This window comes from Thiobacillus sp. SCUT-2 (genome assembly GCF_035621355.1).
In the GTDB taxonomy this organism is placed as follows: domain Bacteria; phylum Pseudomonadota; class Gammaproteobacteria; order Burkholderiales; family Thiobacillaceae; genus Thiobacillus; species Thiobacillus sedimenti.
In genome coordinates this window covers 2209800-2228570 of sequence record NZ_CP141769.1, presented here as the reverse complement: position 1 = coordinate 2228570, position 18771 = coordinate 2209800, and the positions used below count along the sequence as shown (strand labels likewise).

General features: G+C 68.5%; 17 protein-coding genes. 3 read left to right on the top strand and 14 right to left on the bottom strand.

The genetic code is table 11. The features are described from left to right. Nucleotides 1-3: 3 nt before the first annotated feature. The 11 genes from VA613_RS11100 to VA613_RS11050 form a co-directional block, all read right to left on the bottom strand. Nucleotides 4-1905: a diguanylate cyclase gene (locus VA613_RS11100; protein WP_324779079.1), complete on the bottom strand. Its 1902-nt coding sequence runs from the start codon at nt 1903-1905 to the stop codon at nt 4-6. 193 nt (nt 1906-2098) lie between these two features. Beyond that, a complete protein-coding gene (locus tag VA613_RS11095; protein ID WP_324779078.1) occupies nt 2099-2533 on the bottom strand; it encodes a DUF1841 family protein in 435 nt (144 codons plus the stop codon). Further along, nucleotides 2533-3222 carry an endonuclease III gene (gene nth, locus VA613_RS11090; protein ID WP_324779077.1) on the bottom strand — a complete coding sequence of 230 codons (690 nt, stop codon included), beginning with the start codon at nt 3220-3222 and terminating at the stop codon, nt 2533-2535. The genes VA613_RS11095 and nth overlap by 1 nt, the downstream gene beginning before the upstream one ends. Before the next feature lie 7 nt (nt 3223-3229). Continuing rightward, the gene (locus VA613_RS11085) at nt 3230-3382 is read right to left on the bottom strand and encodes a hypothetical protein (RefSeq protein WP_324779076.1); all 153 of its coding nucleotides are present in this window, start codon (nt 3380-3382) and stop codon (nt 3230-3232) included. Continuing rightward, nucleotides 3379-4062, bottom strand: coding sequence for an electron transport complex subunit E (locus VA613_RS11080; RefSeq protein ID WP_324779075.1), 684 nt, complete (start codon nt 4060-4062; stop codon nt 3379-3381). The genes VA613_RS11085 and VA613_RS11080 overlap by 4 nt, the downstream gene beginning before the upstream one ends. Beyond that, nucleotides 4059-4712 carry an electron transport complex subunit RsxG gene (gene rsxG / locus VA613_RS11075; RefSeq protein WP_324779074.1) on the bottom strand — a complete coding sequence of 218 codons (654 nt, stop codon included), beginning with the start codon at nt 4710-4712 and terminating at the stop codon, nt 4059-4061. The genes VA613_RS11080 and rsxG overlap by 4 nt, the downstream gene beginning before the upstream one ends. Beyond that, entirely contained in the window at nt 4709-5731 is a 1023-nt protein-coding gene (locus VA613_RS11070) for an RnfABCDGE type electron transport complex subunit D (RefSeq protein ID WP_324779073.1), read from the bottom strand. Before VA613_RS11070 ends, rsxG begins: the two co-directional genes overlap by 4 nt. Next, on the bottom strand, nt 5731-7407 hold the full coding sequence (gene rsxC / locus VA613_RS11065; RefSeq protein ID WP_324779072.1) for an electron transport complex subunit RsxC: 1677 nt from the start codon (nt 7405-7407) through the stop codon (nt 5731-5733). The genes VA613_RS11070 and rsxC overlap by 1 nt, the downstream gene beginning before the upstream one ends. Continuing rightward, a complete protein-coding gene (gene rsxB / locus VA613_RS11060) occupies nt 7404-7967 on the bottom strand; it encodes an electron transport complex subunit RsxB (RefSeq protein WP_324779071.1) in 564 nt (187 codons plus the stop codon). The genes rsxC and rsxB overlap by 4 nt, the downstream gene beginning before the upstream one ends. After that, nucleotides 7967-8542, bottom strand: a complete 576-nt coding sequence (gene rsxA / locus VA613_RS11055; protein WP_324779070.1) for an electron transport complex subunit RsxA — start codon at nt 8540-8542, stop codon at nt 7967-7969. Before rsxA ends, rsxB begins: the two co-directional genes overlap by 1 nt. A gap of 187 nt (nt 8543-8729) precedes the next feature. Beyond that, entirely contained in the window at nt 8730-11015 is a 2286-nt protein-coding gene (locus tag VA613_RS11050) for a nitric-oxide reductase large subunit (protein ID WP_324779069.1), read from the bottom strand. A gap of 240 nt (nt 11016-11255) precedes the next feature. On the opposite strand from VA613_RS11050, the gene VA613_RS11045 reads away from it, so the two are divergent. Then, nucleotides 11256-11726, top strand: coding sequence for an RrF2 family transcriptional regulator (locus tag VA613_RS11045; protein ID WP_324779068.1), 471 nt, complete (start codon nt 11256-11258; stop codon nt 11724-11726). 48 nt (nt 11727-11774) lie between these two features. On the opposite strand, the gene VA613_RS11040 is transcribed toward VA613_RS11045, so the two are convergent. The 3 genes from VA613_RS11040 to VA613_RS11030 are packed head-to-tail and all read right to left on the bottom strand — an operon-like array spanning nt 11775 to nt 14186. Continuing rightward, nucleotides 11775-12782, bottom strand: coding sequence for a PDC sensor domain-containing protein (locus tag VA613_RS11040; RefSeq protein WP_324779067.1), 1008 nt, complete (start codon nt 12780-12782; stop codon nt 11775-11777). Further along, on the bottom strand, nt 12782-13468 hold the full coding sequence (locus VA613_RS11035; protein WP_324779066.1) for a histidinol-phosphatase: 687 nt from the start codon (nt 13466-13468) through the stop codon (nt 12782-12784). The genes VA613_RS11040 and VA613_RS11035 overlap by 1 nt, the downstream gene beginning before the upstream one ends. A gap of 34 nt (nt 13469-13502) precedes the next feature. Continuing rightward, complete coding sequence (locus tag VA613_RS11030; protein ID WP_324779065.1) at nt 13503-14186, bottom strand: YecA/YgfB family protein; 684 nt, start codon at nt 14184-14186, stop codon at nt 13503-13505. A 51-nt stretch (nt 14187-14237) separates the two neighbouring features. On the opposite strand from VA613_RS11030, the gene VA613_RS11025 reads away from it, so the two are divergent. Next, complete coding sequence (locus tag VA613_RS11025) at nt 14238-14921, top strand: energy-coupling factor ABC transporter permease (protein WP_324779064.1); 684 nt, start codon at nt 14238-14240, stop codon at nt 14919-14921. Between the two features lie 42 nt (nt 14922-14963). Next, the gene (gene hrpA / locus VA613_RS11020) at nt 14964-18758 is read left to right on the top strand and encodes an ATP-dependent RNA helicase HrpA (protein WP_324779063.1); all 3795 of its coding nucleotides are present in this window, start codon (nt 14964-14966) and stop codon (nt 18756-18758) included. Nucleotides 18759-18771 lie beyond the last annotated feature (13 nt).

Here is an 18771-nt window from a genome sequence, read left to right as displayed (position 1 = left end):
CCGTCAGAGCGGGTGCGACCGTTGCAGCGTGCGGGTGCGGTTGCGCCCGCCCTGCTTCGCCGCGTAGAGCGCCTTGTCGGCGGCGCTGACCAGGGCGTCGATGTCGGCCGTGCCGGGCTCGCGCATCGCCACGCCGATGCTGGCCGTGATTTTCTTGGTCGTTTCGCCGACGGCAATGGTGCGGCTGCTGAGCGTGGCGCGCAGGCGTTCGGCCGAGTACATGGCGGCGTCGAGATCGGTGTTGGGACAGATGACCAGGAATTCCTCGCCGCCGATGCGGCAGACGCTGTCCTCGCGCCGCGCGGACGTGCGCAGCGCCTCGGCGGCCTCGCGCAGCACCGCGTCGCCGGCGGCGTGGCCGTAGGTGTCGTTGATGGTCTTGAAGTGGTCGATGTCGATCACCATCACCGAGAGCGGCAGGCCGGAGCGCGTCGCCGCGCTCCACGCCTGTTCCAGCTGGTCCATCGCGGAGCGGCGGTTGGGCAGCCCGGTCAGCAGGTCGGTCAGCGCGGCGTTGGCAAGGCGGCGGTTGGCGACCGCGAGCTCGGCCGCGATCTGGCGCAGCTGGGTGCGGTCCTTCTCCCACGCCGCCTGCAGCTGCACGGTGCGCTGTGCAGCGCGCAGGCGGGTGCGCAGACCCTTGGCGCTGAGGGTGGTGGGGGCGTAGCCATCGGCGCCGGCCTCGTAGGCACGGCTCAGCTGGTCCTCGTTGTGTTCGTCGGTCATCAGCACGATGTGCATGCGGCGGCCTTCGTCGGTGGCGCGCAGCGCCTGGCACAGCTCCTGGCCGTCCAGCAGCGGCAGGTCGTAGCGCGCGAGGATGACGTGGGGCAGCACTTCCATCGCCAGCGCCAGCGCGGTATTGCCGTTGTCGGCGGGATATACGGTGTGGCTGCTGTCCTCCACCAGGAGGGCCATCGTCTTGCGACGGGTGAAGGCATTGCCGTCCGCCACCATGATGCGCAGCGGCGGTTCGCTTTCCGCTTCCGCGTCCTCGGCGTCGTTGTGGCCGTGGTAGATCTCGGCGAACGGCGGCAGCGCGGCCGCCGGAATCTTCAGCAGCCCGCCCCATTCGTGCCAGCTTGCCAGTACTTCGTCGATGAAGGCGCCGGCCTGCTCGGGTGCGATGTCGAGCGCAGCAGCCTGTTCGACCCACTGGCGGGCCAGATCGGGCTGGGCCGCCGTTCCGGCCAGCGCGAAGTCGGCCAGGCGGTGCGACAGGCGCAGCATCAGCAGCAGGCTGTTGGCGCGCGAGTCGTGCGGAAAGCCGGCATGTGCCGGGTCTTCGTAGTGCGCGAGCGGGTCGGTGAAGAAGCGGGGAATGCCCCAGTCGCCCATCATGACGATGCCCAGCTCGCCGTGGTCGGTTTCCAGGCGGTTGCGCTCATGCAGGACGAGCGGCTGGTCGGGGGCGTCATGGTGGGCCTTGAGCACGGCCGAATAATCGTCGGGATAGGCCGTCGCCAGCGCGAGCTGGCCGACCTGCGCCAGCAGGCCGCAGACGAACAGTTCGTCCGCCGCGGCGACGCGGATGCGCTGCCCCAGTGCCTGCATGGTCAGGGCCATGAGCAGCGAATGCGACCAGTAGCCCTGGTAGTCGAAGGCGTCGCAGGCGCCCTTGCGGTACTGGTCGAGCAGCGAGAAGCCGAGTGCCAGATGGCGCACGGTCGCCATGCCCTGGCGCACGACGGCTTCCTGCACCGACACCACCGGGCGGGTGATGCAGGATACGGCGTTGGCGAGCTTGATCAGGCGTCCCGAGAGGGCGGGGTCGGTCTGCACCACATGGGCGATTTCCCCGAGCGTCGTGTTGTCGCGGCGCGACAGTTCGAGGATTGCCAGGGCCACCCCGCGCGGCGTGGGAAGCTGGCCGCTGATCTTGAGTTGCTCTACCTGGGGTGTCATGGATCAACCTGCTTGTGTTCGAGTGGGCCAAATCCCGGTCGGCCAGGCCTGAAGGCAGGTCCATCGGGGGCGGAGCGCTTGGCGAAGGAGGCGGCTGGCCGGAGTGCCCGGCTGGCCCGGCTTGCGTCGCCGACAAAGAGATTATCGTCAGGATTTCGACGAAATTTACCCCGTGGCGGCCAGGAAATTGGCGTCAGGTCCGTCCCAGGCGGCGATCGAGGCAGGCCAGGTAGGCGCCGGAATCGAAATCGGTCCGGTGGCGCTGGGCCTGCCAGATCATTTCGGCGAGGCAGTCCATCGCCGCATGCTGCGCGCGCATCGCGTCGCCGAGCTGGTCGAGCAGCTGCCGGTAACGGTCGCGTACCCCCGGCGGCTGGTCGATCGCCAGCTGCTCGCTGAGGGCGAGGTGCATCGACAGATGCAGGAAGGGATTCGTTTCACCGGCCTCCGGCAGGTAGTCACGCGAGCGGTAGCGTTCGGGATGGTCCAGGATGGCGTGGTATTCGGGGTGCGCCAGCACGGCCTCCAGCGCGGGCTGCTCGGCGCCTGCCAGCGGCTGGCCGGCATGGTACTTGGTCCACACGTCGAAGAAGAACTGGCGGACCTGGTCGCGGCTCGGGTTGAACATCAATCGGTCTGGGCGCGCCCGGCGCGGCGCTTGTCCTTCGCCCCGTCCGCCGGCGCCGGCCAGGTCTTGTCCTTGTATTCGCACAGGTCCGCGATGATGCACTCGCCGCACTTCGGCTTGCGCGCCTGGCAGACGTAGCGCCCGTGCAGGATCAGCCAGTGGTGGGCGTCGACGCGGAATTCCTCGGGCACGAGCTTGAGCAGCTTCTTCTCCACTTCCAGCACGGTCTTGCCGGGGGCCAGGCCGATGCGGTTGGCGACGCGGAAGATGTGCGTGTCGACCGCCATGGTCGGCTGGCCGAACGCCGTGTTGAGGATGACGTTGGCGGTCTTGCGGCCCACCCCCGGCAGCGCCTCGAGCGCGGCCCGTTCCGCCGGCACCTCGCCGCCGTGCCGCTCGCTCAGCAGCCTGCAGGTCGCGATCAGGTGCCTGGCCTTGCTCTTGTAGAGGCCGAGGGTCCTGATGTACGCGGCCAGGCCCGCTTCCCCGAGCGCGTGGATCGCGTCGGGCGTGTTGGCCACGGGGAACAGCCTGCGCGTCGCCAGGTTCACGCCCTTGTCGGTCGACTGCGCCGACAGCACCACGGCCACCAGCAGCTCGAAGGGCGTGCGGTATTCGAGCTCGGTCGTGGGATGGGGATTGGCCGCGCGGAAGCGGCTGAAGATTTCGCGGCGCTTGGCGGCGTTCATCGGCAGCCTACTGCTCGGCCAGGCGTTTCTGCAATGCGCGCTTCTCGGCGGCGCGGCGGGCGCCCGGCGTCGCTTCGTGCGCGCCGGCCTTGCGCTGCAGGGCCGGCGCGACGTAAGGGTTGCGCGGCTTGGGGACGCGCTTCTTCAGCGGCGGCTTCACGCCAGGGCCGGGGCTGCCGTGGCCGCCCGGGCACGCCGTTCGGCACGCGCCTTGCGCCAGTTGTTCGCGGCGATCAGGAGGCCCAGCCCGAGAAATGCGCCCGGCGGCAGGATCGCCAGCAGGAAGCCGTGATAGCCGGGCAGGACGTGCAGCACCCAGCCCTTGGCAACCGCGCCGAACGCGAGGTCGATGCCGGAAAACAGCGTGCCCTTGCCGGCAATTTCGCGCATGGCGCCCAGCACCACGAGGACCAGCGTCAGGCCCAGCCCCATCGCGACGGCATCGACCACGCTGTGCAGCGGATGGTTCTTGGCAGCGAACGCGTCGGCGCGCGCCAGCACGATGCAGTTGGTGGTGATGAGCGGGATGAAGATGCCCAGCACCAGATAGAGCGGATGCACGAAGGCGTTCATCGCCAGGTCGATCACCGTCACCAGCGCGGCGATGATGAGGACGAACACCGGGATGCGGATCTCGTTGGGGACGAAATTGCGCACGCCCGACACGGCGCCGCTGGAGGCGGCCATGACGAGCGTCGTCGCCAGGCCGAGCGACAGCCCGTTGATCACGCTGCTGCTGATGGCCAGCAAGGGGCACAGGCCCAGCAGCTGGACGAGGCCGGTGTTCTGCTTGATGAGGCCGTTGTGGAACAGGCTGCGGATTTCGCTCATCGTGATCATGCGGGGTCCTCCTTCGGTGCGGCGGGCGGGGCGGCCAACGCGGCACGGTGCCGCGCGAAATACTCGAGCGCGTTCCTGACGGCCTTCACCACGGCGCGCGGCGTGATGGTCGCGCCCGCACGCGCGTCGAAGGTGCCGCCGTCCTTGGCGACCTTCCAGTGCCTGGGCTCGGGATGGGCGAGGGAGCGGCCGACGAACTGGTCGATCCACGGGCTCTTGGCGCGGTCGATGTAGTCGCCCAGGCCCGGCGTCTCGCGGTGGGCGGTGACCCGCACGCCGGTGACGGCGCCGTCGGCGTCGATGCCGATCAGTAGCGCGATGTCGCCCGCGTAGCCGTCGGGGGCGACCGCCTCCAGCACGACGCCGCTGAAGCGGCCTGCGCGTTGCGCGACCCACAGGTCGGAGGGCTGGCGCGTTCCCAGCAGGTCGTCCGGCGGCACGCTCTGCTGGCTCGCCAGGAGATCGTTGTCGTAGAGCGTCTGGGGCAGCACCTGCTCGATCAGCGCGAGCTTCTCGGCCTGCTGGCTGCGGGTGATGATGGGCTCGGTGCGCGCATGGGTGAGCGCGAGCAGGGCGGTGCCGAGGATCGCGAAAACCAGCAGGATCCCGCCGGTGCGCAGGGCATTGCCGCCGGCGCCGCCGAGCGTCACTTGCGCGCCTCCGTGCCCCCGCCGTAGACGCGCGGCTGGGTGTACTGGTCGATCAGCGGCGCGGCGACGTTCATCAGCAGGATGGCGAAGGCGACCCCGTCTGGAAAACCGCCCCAGGTGCGGATGGCCATGGTGAGAAAACCGGCGCCGAGGCCGAAGACCAGCTTGCCGCGCGGCGTGGTCGCGCCGGTCACCGGGTCGGTGGCGATGAAGAAGGCGCCGAGCATCACCGAAGGGGCGAACAGGTGGAACCATGGCGCGCCGTAGCGCCCGGCGTCGTAGAAATGCAGGAAGCCGGCAGTGAGCCAGACGCCGGCGAGGAAGGCCAGCGGCACCTGCCAGCCGATGATGCGCAGCGCCCATAGCGCGAGGCCGCCGGCGAGGAAGGCCACGGCGAGCCATTCGAAGCCGGTACCGCCGTAGTGGCCGAAGATCGGTTTCGTCATCACCTCGTCGACCGTCAGCTGCTGCAGCAGCCCCGTCCGCAGCGTGTCCAGCGGCGTCGCCATGGTGACGGCGTCGAGCGTGGCTTTCGGCGCGCCGCCGAAGATCGCCGTCGCGCTCTGCGCCAGGCTCAGGTGCGCCGACGTCAGTTCGAGCGGGCCCGCCCAGTGCGTCATCTGCACCGGGAAGGAGACGATCAGCACGGCGTAGCCGACCATCGCCGGGTTGAAGATGTTCTGGCCGAGGCCGCCGTACAGGTGCTTCGCCACCACGATGGCGAACAGCGTGCCGGTGACGATCAGCCACCACGGCGCGAGCGAGGGCAGCGAAAGCGCGAGCAGCCAGGCCGTGACGACCGCCGACAGATCCGTCAGGAAGGGCTTCAGCGGATAGCCGCGCGCCTTCAGCATCGCCGCCTCGGCGGCCAGCGCGGTCGCGGTCGCGAGCGCGAGCGTGACGAGGATGCCGGGGCCGAACAGCCAGACGTAGGTCACGATGCCAGGCACCAGGGCGGCCAGCACCCAGGCCATGACCTGGGTGACGCTGCTGCGATCGAGTATGAACGGGGAGGGCATCAGGGTTTCTTCTCGTCGGATTCGAGCGGCTGGCGCGCGAGCTCGCGGATTTTAGCCCGGCGCGCCTCGATTTCGTCGATCTGCCGCAACTGTTCGGGCGTCAGGTCGTCGACGTTCTTCGGCGCCGTCTCGCTCTTTTTCGCCTGCGCCCGTGCCAGCGCCGCCGCGATCAGCGCCTTCTTGGCGTCGGCCTCGGTCGGTGCGGCGCCCGCGCCCGCGGCCTCGGGCTCGGTGGCGAGCTCGGCGCGCTTGGCCTGCGCCTTGGCGGCGAGCTTCTCGGCCTTTTCCTTCTTTTCGCGTTCGATGCGGAACAGGCGGAACTCGTGGCGCTCGCGCGCGACGTCGGACGCGCGCTTGTCCTTCTCGCGGGCCCAGATCTCGGCCTTGGCGTAGCGATAGTAGTCGACCAGCGGAATGTGGCTGGGACACACGTAGCTGCAGCAGCCGCACTCGATGCAGTCGAACAGGTGGTACTCCTGCGCGCGGCCGAAGTCGCCCGCCTTGGCGAAGCGGAACAGCTCCTGCGGCTGCAGCGAGGCGGGACAGGCGTCGGCGCAGCGGGTGCAGCGGATGCACGGCAGCGCCTTGGGCAGCGGCGGGAACAGCTCCTTCGACTTGACGAGGAGGCAGTTGGTCGCCTTCACCACGGGAACGTCGAGGCTCGGCATCGGCACGCCCATCATCGGGCCGCCCATCAGCACGCCCGTCGTGCCCTCGCGGTCGCCCGCGAGCGTGATCAGCGTGTGCAGCGGCGTGCCGATCAGCACCTCGAAGTTCTGCGGGCGCAGCACGTGGCCGGTGACGGTGACGAGGCGCGAGATCAGCGGCTCGCCATGCAGCACGGCGCGCGCGAGCGCGTAGGCGGTGCCGACGTTGAACACCTGGACGCCGATGTCGGTGGAGAGCTTGCCCGACGGCACCTGCCTGCCGGTCAGCGTCTCGATCATCTGCTTGGCTCCGCCGCCGGGGTAGCGCGCCGGCACCGCGACGATCTCCACGGGAAACGCCATCTTCGCGGCGGCGGCCTTCATTGCGGCGAGGGCTTCGGGCTTGTTGTCCTCGATGCCGACGAGGACCTCGGTGCTGCCCAGCAGATGACGCATCACGGCGACGCCCTGCAGGATGTCGTCGGCGCGATGCCGCATCAGCACGTCGTCGCAGGTGATCCACGGCTCGCATTCGCCGCCGTTGACGATCAGCGTGGGGCAATGCTGCGTCGGCCCGGGATCGAGCTTGACGTCGGCCGGGAACACCGCGCCGCCCAGGCCGGCGATGCCCATGTCGCGCAGGCGCATCCGCAGCGTTGCGGGATCGGCGTGCGGATCGAGGGGCGCGTGCGCGATCCATTCATCGCGGCCGTCAGTCTCGATGGTGATGCAGAGATCGGGCAGGCCGGAGACGTGGGGAACCGGCTGCACGTCGATGGCGGTCACCGTGCCCGAGCTCGAGGCGTGGACCGCGCAGGAAATCGCGCCGTCCGGGGCGCCGATCAACTGGCCCTTGAGCACGTGCTGTCCCACTTCGACGACCGGCTTGGCCGGATTGCCGATGTGCTGGCGCAGCGGGATCACCAGCTTCCTCGGCAGCGGGGCGGGGTGGATCGGGCGCGAATTGGATTCGGCCTTGTGCTCGGGCGGATGGACGCCGCCCCTGAACCGGAACAGCTCGCGGCTCATCCGCGCCCCCCGTCGACCTGCTTCATCATCACCACGGGGTGCTTCCATTTCCAGTGCGGCAGGTCCTCGGCGATCGGCACCATGGTGATGCAGTCGACCGGGCAGGGCGGCAGGCAGAGCTCGCAGCCGGTGCATTCGGACGCGACGATGGTGTGCATCTGCTTGGCCGCGCCGGAGATCGCGTCGACCGGGCAGGCCTGGATGCACAGCGTGCAGCCGATGCAGCTGTTCTCGTCGATGAAGGCGACCGACTTGGGCTTGGGCGTGCCGTGCGCCTCGTCGAGCGGCTTCGGTTCGACGCCGAGGAGTTCGGCGAGCTTCTTCACGCCTTCCTCGCCGCCGGGCGGGCACTGGTTGATGTCGGCCTCGCCCTTGGCGATCGCCTCGGCGTAGGGCCGGCAGCCGGGAAAGCCGCACTGCCCGCACTGCGTCTGCGGCAGGATGGCGTCGATCTTGTCGGCCAGCGGGTTGCCTTCGACCTTGAAGCGGATCGCCGACCAGCCCAGCACCAGGCCGATCGCCACGGCCAGCAGGACCATCACCCCGAGCGCAGCCAGCATTATTTGACCAGACCCGAGAAGCCCATGAAGGCCAGCGACATCAGGCCGGCGGTGATCATCGCGATGCTGGTGCCCCTGAACGGGGACGGCACGTCGCAGGTCTCGATCCGCTCGCGGATGCCGGCGAACAGGATCAGCACGAGGGTGAAGCCGATGGCGCCGCCGGCGCCGAAGAACAGCGACTCGACGAAGCCGTGGTGCTGCTGCACGTTGAGGAGCGGAATGCCGAGCACCGCGCAGTTGGTCGTGATGAGCGGCAGGTAGATGCCGAGCACCTGGTACAGCACCGGGCTGGTCTTGTGGATGAACATCTCGGTGAACTGCACGATGCCCGCGATCACGACGATGAAGGACAGCGTGCGCAGGTAGAACAGCTCGGGGCCGAGCAGGTATTCGTTGACGAGGTAGCTGGCGCCGGAGGCCAGCGTCAGCACGAAGGTGGTCGCCAGGCCCATGCCGATGGCGGTTTCGAGCTTCTTCGATACGCCCATGAACGGGCACAGGCCGAGAATCTTGGCCATCACGATGTTGTTCACGAACACCGTGGAAATGAGGATGAGGATGTAGGTTTCCAAAGCAGGCAGCCTGTCCGAATGCGGCATTATCCGCCGCGCACGGCCGTGGATTCAAGCACCGGGCGACATATTTTGCGAGAAGCCGGGCGGTCGCAGGGCGTCGTCGCGGGCCGCCGCCGCAACGGGCGCGGCCCGCTCGAGGCGGGCCGCGGGTGCCCGCGGGTGGCAGGCAGGGATCACGCGCCGTTTACGGCCTGGACGGCTGCGCTGCGGCGGCGAAGGTGGTTTCCGGGCGGGCACGCCGGCCGCTGGTCCGCAGGCGGATCGCGAACAGCACCAGGAACAGCACCCCGATGGAGAACACCACGTCGCCGGGAACGCGCAGCCAGACGAAGCCTTCCATCAGCGCCGAGTGGACCACTTCGGGCGAACGCGCGAACCACACGCCGTGGCTGACGCTGGCCCAGGCCTGGTACAGCCCGGCGGGCACCAGCGACATGAAGACCATCATGGCGAGGCCGATGTTGAGCAGCCAGAACATGGGCTTCAGCAGCGCGTCGGACCAGGCCAGCCGATCGCTCAGTCCGCGCAGGCAGAACAGCATGAGGCCGATGCCGAGCATGCCGTAGACGCCGAACAGGGCGGCGTGGCCATGGGCGGCCGTCATGTTCATGCCCTGCATGTAGTAGAGCGCGATGGGCGTGTTGATCGAGAACCCGAGCAGCCCGGCGCCGACCACGTTCCAGAAGCCGACGGCGATGAAGCTGAGGATCGCCCACTTGTACGACTGCACCCACGGCGCCGCCTGCGAGCGCTTGTAGTTGCGATACGCCTCGGTGCCGATCATGGCGAGCGGGACCACTTCCAGCGCGGAGAACATGGCGCCGACCGCGATCACCATGGTCGGCGTTCCGGTGAAGTAGAGGTGGTGCAGCGTGCCGAGGATGCCGCCGAACAGGAACACGATGGTCTCCAGCACGATCGCGCTGTTGGCGGAGGCCGCGCGGATCAGGCCGAGGCGCGTGAACAGCAGGGCGATGACGGCGGTGGCGAAGACTTCGAAGAAGCCCTCGACCCACAGGTGGACCAGCCACCAGCGCCAGTACTCGATCATCGAGTAGTGGGTATGCTGGCCCCAGGTCAGCGAGGTCGCATAGAAGCCGCCGATGCACACCGCGGCGAGGAAGACCATGGCGATCAGGCCGCGGCTTTCAGACGGCTTGCGCAGCGCCGGCCAGAGGCCGCGTCCGAGCAGCGTCGCCCAGAACAGCAGGCCGATGAACAGCAGGATCTGCCAGACGCGGCCCATGCTGGTGAACTCGAGGCCCTGGTTGCCGAGCCAGAAGCTGAAATCGGTGCCGATGTTCTCGAGCGAGCCGATCCAGCCGGTCACGGTCGAACCGACGACGATGAACAGCAGGGCATAGAACAGCACGTCGACGCCGAGCTTCTGGTATTTCGGCTCGTGGCCTGAGATCGCGGGCGCGATGTAGAGGCCGGTGGCGAGCCACGCGGTGGCGATCCACAGTACGGCGAACTGGGTATGGATCGTTCGGCTGATTGTCCATGGCAGGATGTTGCCGAGCGGAATGCCGAAGAAGCTGTTGCCCTCGACCGAGTAGTGCGCGGTGAGGATGCCCATGCCGACCTGGGCCAGGATCAGCCCGATCACGACCATGAAGTATTTCCGCGTGGCCTTCATCGACGGCGTCGGCTTCAGCTCGATCAGCGGATCGGCCTTGGGCGGCGTGGGATCGCCCTCCTCCTGGTGGCGCGAATGGAAGAGGATCATGCCGGCGATCGCGCCGATCATCAGGATGACGCTGGCGATCGACCAGATGCCGGTGGTCGCGGTCGGCGTGTTGCCGATCAGCGGCTCGTGCGGCCAGTTGCTGGTGTAGCTCAGGTCCGTCTCGCCGGGGCGGTCGGTGGCGGCGGCCCAGGCCGACCAGAAGAAGAAGGCGGTGAGCGCCTGGCGGTCGGCCGGCCGGCGCAGCGAATCGCTCGCCATCGCATATTGCTTGCGCAGGCCGTCCAGCGAGGCGTCGTTGCCGAACAGCCCCGCATAATGCGACGCGACCTCACGCACGGCCGCCGCGCGGTCGTCAGACAGCGTGACGGTGCCGCTGTCGGCGTTGTAGGTGTTGCGCCGCATCTCGGTCTTCAGCAGGCCGTCCAGCTGTCCCTGCTGGCCCGCGTCGAGCCGGGCGAACGATTTGCCGAACTCGCGCTGCGCCCATGACTCGCGCAGGGCCAGCGCCTCCCGGTGCAGCCAGTCCGCCGACCAGTCGGGGGCGAGATAGCTGCCGTGGCCCCAGACGGTGCCCATCTGCTGCCCGCCGGCCGACAGCCAGGCCTGCTGCCCCTGCTGGATCTGGTCGGCGGTGAAGATGACGTCGCCGCTTGCGCTGACGACTTTCTTGGGGATCGGCGGAGCCTTGAGGTAGATCTCCGTGCCTATCCAGCCGAGTGCGGCGAAGGACAGCACGCAAATGATTGCCAGCCAGGTCCAGAGCTTGCGTGTGGCGTTCATGACGAATTCCTTTCTTGCGAAGGTGGTCTGCGAAAAGGGCGGTACTAAAGCAGTATTCTATATGCATGATAAAAAGATGCAAGAAAAAAATATCTTCAGATCGCATTGTTTGGTATCAATGGGGGGCGGCATGCCGGGCCCCGGCCCGGCATGCCGCCGGAAATACATATAATGTGTACATGATTTTCCGCGGACGCGACTCGCCGCCGGCGACCCGCGTCCGCCAAGGATGACGACGCCATGAGACTGACTGCCTACACCGACTACGCGCTGCGCACGCTGATGTATCTCGCCGCCCATCGCGACCGCCTGGTCACGATTTCGGAGATCGCCGATGCGCACGGCATTTCGAAGAACCATTTGATGAAGGTGGTCTACCAGTTGGGGCTCTCCGGCATGGTGGAGACGGTGCGCGGCCGCAACGGCGGACTTCGGCTCAATCACGAGCCGGAGGACATCAATATCGGCCGGGTGGTACGCCTGACCGAGACCGATTTCCACATGGCCGAATGCTTCGACCCGTCGGGCAACCATTGCCTGTACTCGCCGGCGTGTGCGCTCAAGGATGTGCTGCAGACCGCGACGACCGCCTACCTGGACGTCCTCGACCAGGTGACGCTGGCTGGCTTGATGAAGGGCGGACGCGCCGGCGCGAAGACGGCTCCCGTCCGCATGCATGCCGCCGTCAAGAAGGACAAGAAGGCGGCGTGACGTCCGCGCCGGCGCGCCCCCCCGCGCCGTCGCCCTTTCGGGCGAGGGTCAGACCGGGCAGCTGAGCCCCGTCGGGTTGTCGGGCGCCCAGAAATCGTAGCCCTTGGAGAGGAACTCGTCCCACGGCAGGTAGTGCGAGCCGTCGCACGAGAAGGTCAGCCCGACCATGCCGTTGAAGATGTTGAGCGAGCCCGCGCGCAGGTAGAAGGTCTCGTCCATGAAGCGCAGGCCGCGCAGCGCCTCGAGCACCGGGCGAATCTTTTCCTTGGGCACGACGGCGTCCGCCGGATAGGGGCGGCGCGGATAGCTGAGGCAGGTGTCGGGATCGGTCAGCGCCTCGATGTCGAGCAGGCGGTAGCGGTAGGGGTCGTCGACCAGCCAGATGGTCGCACGGCTGCTGGAGAAATGCAGCTTGCCGTGGAACACGCCGCGATCGCTCATCAGCTCCTCCATCACGCCGAGCACCGTGTCGAGCTGGAGGTCCAGCTGGCTGTCGCTGCGGGTCTGGTGGAACACCGCGCCGCGGATCGCCGGGTCGCCCTTGATCTGCCGCCAGTAGGTCGGCTCCTCGTACAGCTTGCCGGTGAGCGGCAGGTCGCGCAGGTCGAAGTCGGCGCCGACGAAGCCGAGCACGTGGCCGTCGTCGTCGCGGACGATCTGGATCGCGGTCAGCGACGGCCGCTTGGCGCGCAGGCTGATGTAGGCCTGCGACAGCAGGAAGCCCTGGTTCGGCACGGCCTCGTTCATGTAGGGACGGTCGGAGCGGTCGCGCCCGTAGTCGGTCTCGATCAGGCCCGCGTGGCTGATGTTGTCCGACAGCTGCATCGCGCGGGTGTCGAGCGCGTACAGGTACTTGCACGCCGGCAGATCACGCATTGCGTGGGTCAGCGCCGCGTTCAGGCCGGCGCGGCTCGGCCACGCCCGGCTGCACGCCTGCGCCGCCAGCGCAAGCGGCTCGCGCAGCAGGTTGGCAAGCGCTTCGCGCTGCTGCGCGACGCTTTCGGCCAGCGTCGAGGGCGTCGCCCTGGGCACGCGGTTCGGTGCGAGGATCGGCATCAGCGTTGCTCCCGAGCGCCCGCTTCGCGCAGCGAGATCACCGGCCAGTGCTGCGCCTCGGCGTGCGCGCGCAGCGTCGGGTCGGGGTCGACGGCGACCGGATGGCGGACTTTCTCGAGCAGCGGCAGGTCGTTGTGCGAGTCGCTGTAGAACCAGCTGGTGTCGAGGCAGTCGAGCCGGGTGCCATGCGCCTCGAGGAAGTGTTCGAGCCGCACGACCTTGCCCTCGCGGAAGCACGGCGTGCCCGCGACCTCGCCGGTGAAATGGCCGTCGATTTCCTCGGGGTCGGTCGCGATCAGGTGCGGGATGCCGAATTCCTTCGCGATCGGCCCGGTGACGAAGCTGTTGGTCGCCGTGATGACGGCGACGAGATCGGCCTCGTTCAGATGCCGGTTCACGAGGTCGCGCGCCGCCTGCGTGATCATCGGCCGGATGCGCGTCTCCATGTATTCCGCGTGCCAGGCGTCGAGCTGCTGGCGGCTGTGGGTCGCGAGCGGGCGCAGCGCAAATGCGAGGAAGGCGTAGATGTCGAGGCGCCCCGCCTTGTAGTCCTCGTAGAACGCCCGGTTCTTGGCTTCGTAGTGCGCGCCGTCGACCGCGCCCTTGGCAATGAGGAACTGGCCCCACTCGTAATCGGAGTCGCCGGCCAGCAGGGTATTGTCGAGGTCGAAGAGAACGAGTTTCATCGGCTCAAGCTTACAGGGTTCAGGTTACAGTCGTTCACGCGCGCACGCCCTGGCCGCGGTCGAGCCAGAATTCGCGCAGTTCGTAGGCACCCCAGACGGCGAGGGCGACGTGGTCCTCGCGGCGCACCGCGCGCTCTTCGGTGCTGAGTTCGTCGAGCGGCGCGGCGAGGATGTAGAAGGGGTCGAGCATTTCATCGACGAAGGCCTCATCCTTGCTGCCGGCGGGGAGTTCCCATTCGCTCTCCCAGTGCTCGACCGCGAGCAGGAAGCCGCCGGCCCAGAGCTGGGCGTAGGGCGGGATGCCTGCGTCCTCCAGGCGTCGTGCCTCGGCCGGCGGCAGGTCGGCCAGCAGGCCCTGCCAGTCCATGATCAGCGGCGACAGCGCCCGTGGATCGGCGAGATTCTCGATCGGTGCGGCCAGCGCGCGTGCGATCTCGCCGCGGCGGCGCTCGAACAGGGCCAGGAAGCGGGCCGCGTCCGCCTCGTCCTCGAACACCGCGTCGATGCCGTCGGCGCGCTCCAGCAGCACCGGGAAGAACTCCGCGGGCGGAATCGTGCGCGGGCTGCACGCCAGCGCGAGCAGGAAGCCGTCGAGACCTTCGAGCGAGACGGGCACGTCGGTGCGTTCGTCGATGAGGTCGACGAGGTCGGCCAGCTCGTCGATCTCGGCGTCGCTGAGCGGGGTGCTGGCGGAAGGGGAAACGGGGCGGGCGGACATGGCTGGGACTCGAAGAGGGAGCGCAGGCTGCGCTTCGCGTAAAATCGGCACATGAATTCTACCGCGCTCGGCTTCTCCGCATCATTGCTGCCCGAATCCTTTCACCTCGCCGGCTGGCTCGGCGTCGCCTTCCTGGCCTGGCGCTGGCTGCAGTCGGGCGACTGGCGGCGCCTCGGCGAGGCCGACTGGCTCAACCTCTTCCTCGGTGCGACGGTCGTCGTGCTGGGCCTCTGGCAGATCCGCACCGGCGTCAAGCCGGGACTGGCGTTCCATCTCTATGGCCTCGCCGCGCTGACGCTGATGTTCGGCTTCTGGCGCGCCACCTTCGCCGGCGCGCTGGTGCTGGTCGTGAACGCGGCGTTCGGACGGGCGAGCTGGGCGCCGCTGGGTGTCGACGTGCTGCTGATGGCGGCGCTGCCGGCGGCAGTCAGCTGGGGCGTGTGCCGCTTCATCGAGCGGCGCCTGCCCAACCACTTCTTCATCTACGTGCTGGGCAACGGCTTCTTCGGCGCGGCGCTGTCGGTGGTCGCGGTCGGCCTCGTGACCACCGCCCTGATGGCGGTCGCGGGGGTCTACTCGCTCGATTACCTGCTGACCCAGTACACGCCCTACGCAACCGTGCTGCTCGGCTGGGCCGAAGCCTTCTCGACCGGCATGGCGGTGACGGTGATGGCGGTCTACCGTCCGGCCTGGCTGGAAACCTTCGATGACGCCCGCTACATCCGCGACAAATAAGCCGTCCCGTCCGCGTTCGCGCGATCCGCACTGCCCCGAATCTTGACTGCCACGCCTTCCATCGCCTATCCCGACCTGCCGGTCGCCGCCCGCCGCGACGACATCCTCGCCGCGCTGAGGCGGAACCGCGTCCTGATCCTGTGCGGCGAGACCGGTTCGGGCAAGACCACGCAGATTCCCAAGATGTGCCTGGAGGCGCTGCGGGAATCCGGGCCGGGCCGCGCCGGTAGGCTCATCGGCTGCACCCAGCCGCGCCGCATCGCCGCCCGCTCGGTGGCCGCGCGCATCGCGCAGGAGCTGGGCTCCGAACTCGGCGGGCTGGTCGGCTACAAGGTGCGCTTCACCGACAAGGTGCGCGAGGACACCGCGATCAAGGTGATGACCGACGGCATCCTGCTCGCCGAAAGCCAGGGCGATCCGCTGCTCTCGCGCTACGACACGATCATCATCGACGAGGCGCACGAGCGCAGCCTCAACATCGACTTCCTGCTCGGTTACCTGAAGACGCTGCTGGACAAGCGAAGCGACCTGCGCGTGGTCATCACCTCCGCCACCATCGACGCCGAGCGGTTCTCGAGGCACTTCGGCGACGCGCCGGTGATCGAGGTATCCGGGCGGACCTATCCGGTCGAGATCCGCTGGCGCCCGATCGAGCGCGACGACGACCCAGAGGCACGTAAGCCCTCTCCCCAACCCTCCCCCCGCAGCGGGGGAGGGAGCAAACGTGACGCCCAAGGCGATCTGACTGCCGCCATTCTCGACGCCACCGACGAGCTGGCGCGGCTCGGCCCCGGCGACACGCTGGTCTTCCTGCCGGGCGAGCGCGAGATCCGCGACACCGCCGAGGCCTTGCGCAAGCACCATCCGCCGGGCACCGAGATCCTGCCGCTGTTCTCGCGGCTGTCGGTCGCCGAGCAGGACGCGATCTTCAAGCCGACTTCGGCGCTGCGGCGCATCGTGCTCGCCACCAACGTCGCCGAAACCTCGCTCACCGTGCCGGGCATCCGCTACGTGATCGACCCCGGCACCGCGCGCGTGAAGCGCTATTCGGCGCGCAACAAGGTCGAGCAGCTGCTGGTCGAGAAGATCTCGCAGGCCTCGGCCAACCAGCGCGCCGGCCGCTGCGGCCGCGTGGCCGACGGCGTGTGCATCCGCCTCTACGACGAGGCGGACTTCGCCAACCGGCCGCGCTTCACCGACCCCGAGCTGCTGCGTTCCTCATTGGCCGGCGTCATCCTGAGAATGAAGTCGCTGAATCTTGGCGATGTCGTCGGCTTTCCCTTCATCGATCCGCCGGGCCACCGGCTCGTCAGCGACGGCTATCAGCTGCTCGCGGAACTGCACGCGCTCGACGAGCAGGGGCACCTGACCAGGATCGGCCGCCAGCTGGCGAAGCTGCCGCTCGATCCGCGCATCGCGCGCATGCTGCTGGCGGCCGAGCAGCAGCGCTGCGTGCGCGAGGTGCTCGTCATCGCCAGCGCCCTGTCGGTGCAGGATCCGCGCGACCGCCCGATGGAGCGCGCGCAGGCCGCCGACGAGAAGCACAAATTGTTCGCCGACGAGCGTTCCGACTTCATGGGTTGGCTCAAGCTGTGGAAGTGGTACGACGAGCAGCTGAAGCACAAGAAGACCAACCGCCAGCTGCAGACGCTGCTGCAGGACCACTTCCTGTCGCCGCGGCGCATGCGCGAATGGCGCGACATCCACGGCCAGCTCCATGCCCAGGTCGCCGAGCTCGGCCTGCGCGAGAACGAGAAGGACGCCGGCTACGACGCCATCCATCAGGCCCTGCTCACCGGCCTGCTCGGCAATATCGGCTTCAAGTCGGACGAAGCGAAGGGGCGGCCGAAGCCGGGCGAGGGCAACTACCAGGGCGCACGCGGCATCAAGCTGTCGATCCACCCCGGCTCGGCGCTGGCGAAGAAGGGGCCCAAGTGGATCATGGCGGCCGAACTGACCGACACCGGCCGTCTGCTCGCGCGCACCGTCGCCGAGGTGCGCCCCGAATGGATCGAGGCGGCGGGCCGCCATCTGCTGACGCGCATGTACATCGAGCCGCACTGGGAGAAGGACGGCGCGCGCGTGGCCGCGTTCGAGCGCGTGAGCCTGTATGGCATCACCCTGGTGCCGCGGCGCAAGATCCACTACGGGCCGATCGACCCGGCGCTGTCGCGTGAGCTGTTCATCCGCGGCGCGCTGGTCGCGGGCGACTACGACACGCGCGCCGCGTGGCATGCGCACAACCGGGCATTGATCAAGGAAATCGAGGACCTCGAGCACAAGGCGCGCAAGTCGGGCGTGTGGCTCGACGAGGAGCGCATCTTCCGCGTGTTCGACGCGCGCATTCCGGCCGATCTCCACAATGGAGCGGCGTTCGAGAGCTGGCGCGCCGAGGCCGAAACCGCCGACCCCAGAATCCTGTTCCTGCAGCGCGAGGACATTCTTGGCGAGGGACTCGGCGCCGACCACACGCTGTTCCCCGAGGCCATGCAGGTCGACGGCGTGACGTGCAAGCTCAAATACCGTTTCGAGCCGGGCCATCCGCTCGATGGCGTGACGCTGCGCCTGCCGTTGTATCTGCTCAACCGCATCGAGCCGGCGCAGGTCGACTGGCTGGTGCCGGGCCTGATCCGGGAGAAGCTCACCGCGCTCCTGAAGAACCTGCCGAAGGACAAGCGCCGCCCGCTGATCCCGCTGCCCGACACGGTCACCGCCTTCCTCTCGGTGGCGAAGCCGGGCGAGGCGCCGCTGACCGAGGCGCTTACCCGCTTCATCCGGCGCAAGAGCGGTGCCGACGTTCATCCGGACGAGTGGAAGGGCGAGTTGCCCGCGCATCTGAAGATGAACGTGAGCGTCGTCGACGACAGCGGCGAGGAACTCGCCAGCGGCCGCGATCTCGCCGCCCTGCGCCGGCAGCTCGGCGGCACGGCGCGCATCACCTACGGCGGCGGGGCCGAGGACAACCCCTTCGAGCGCGCCGGGCTGACCGAGTGGACGTTCGGCGACCTGCCGGAGCAGGTGAAATTCAGGCGCGCCGGGCGCGAGCTGGTCGGCCATCCGGCGCTCGTCGACAACGGCGAGACGGTCGACCTGCGCCTGCTCGACGATGCCGCCGCGGCCGAGGCGGAAACGCGGCGCGGCGTGGTGCGCCTGCTGCGGCTCGCGCTCGCGGCCCAGTTCAAGCAGCTCGACAAGGACCTGTCGCGGGAGACCGCGCTGGCACTGAAGTACCGCGCATTCGGCAGCGCCGAGCAGTTGCGCGCCGAAGTGCTGGACGCGATCGCCGCGCGTGCGCTGCTGGGCGACGACGACGTGCCGCGCAGCCAGAGGGAATTCGAGAAGCAGAAGGAGCGCGCCAAGCCGCGCATTGCGGTGGTGAAGCAGGCGCTGCTGCGCGACATCGCCGAGATCCTCGACCTGCACGCCCAGGTCGCCGCGCGGCTCGCTGCCAAGCCGCAGTTTCCCGGCGTGATGCGCGACGAGGCCGCGCATCTGGCGGCGCTGGTGTCGAAGGACTTCATCACCGCGACGCCGTGGGCGCATCTGAAGGACCTGCCACGATACCTGCGCGGTATCCTCAAGCGGCTGGAAAAACTGCCGGCGGCCGAGCAGCGCGACGCGCGAGGCATGGCCGGAGTGCTCACGCTGCAGAACAAATACGCGGTACGACGCGCGCAGGTGAAGGGCGCCGTGCCGGCGGCGCTCGACGAATTCCGCTGGCACCTCGAGGAGCTGCGGATTTCGCTGTTCGCACAGGAGCTGAAGACGCCCTACCCGGTGTCGGTCAAGCGCCTCGACAAGCTGTGGGACGAGCTTGCCAGGCAGCCGCTGGCTTGAGTAGGCTCACGGC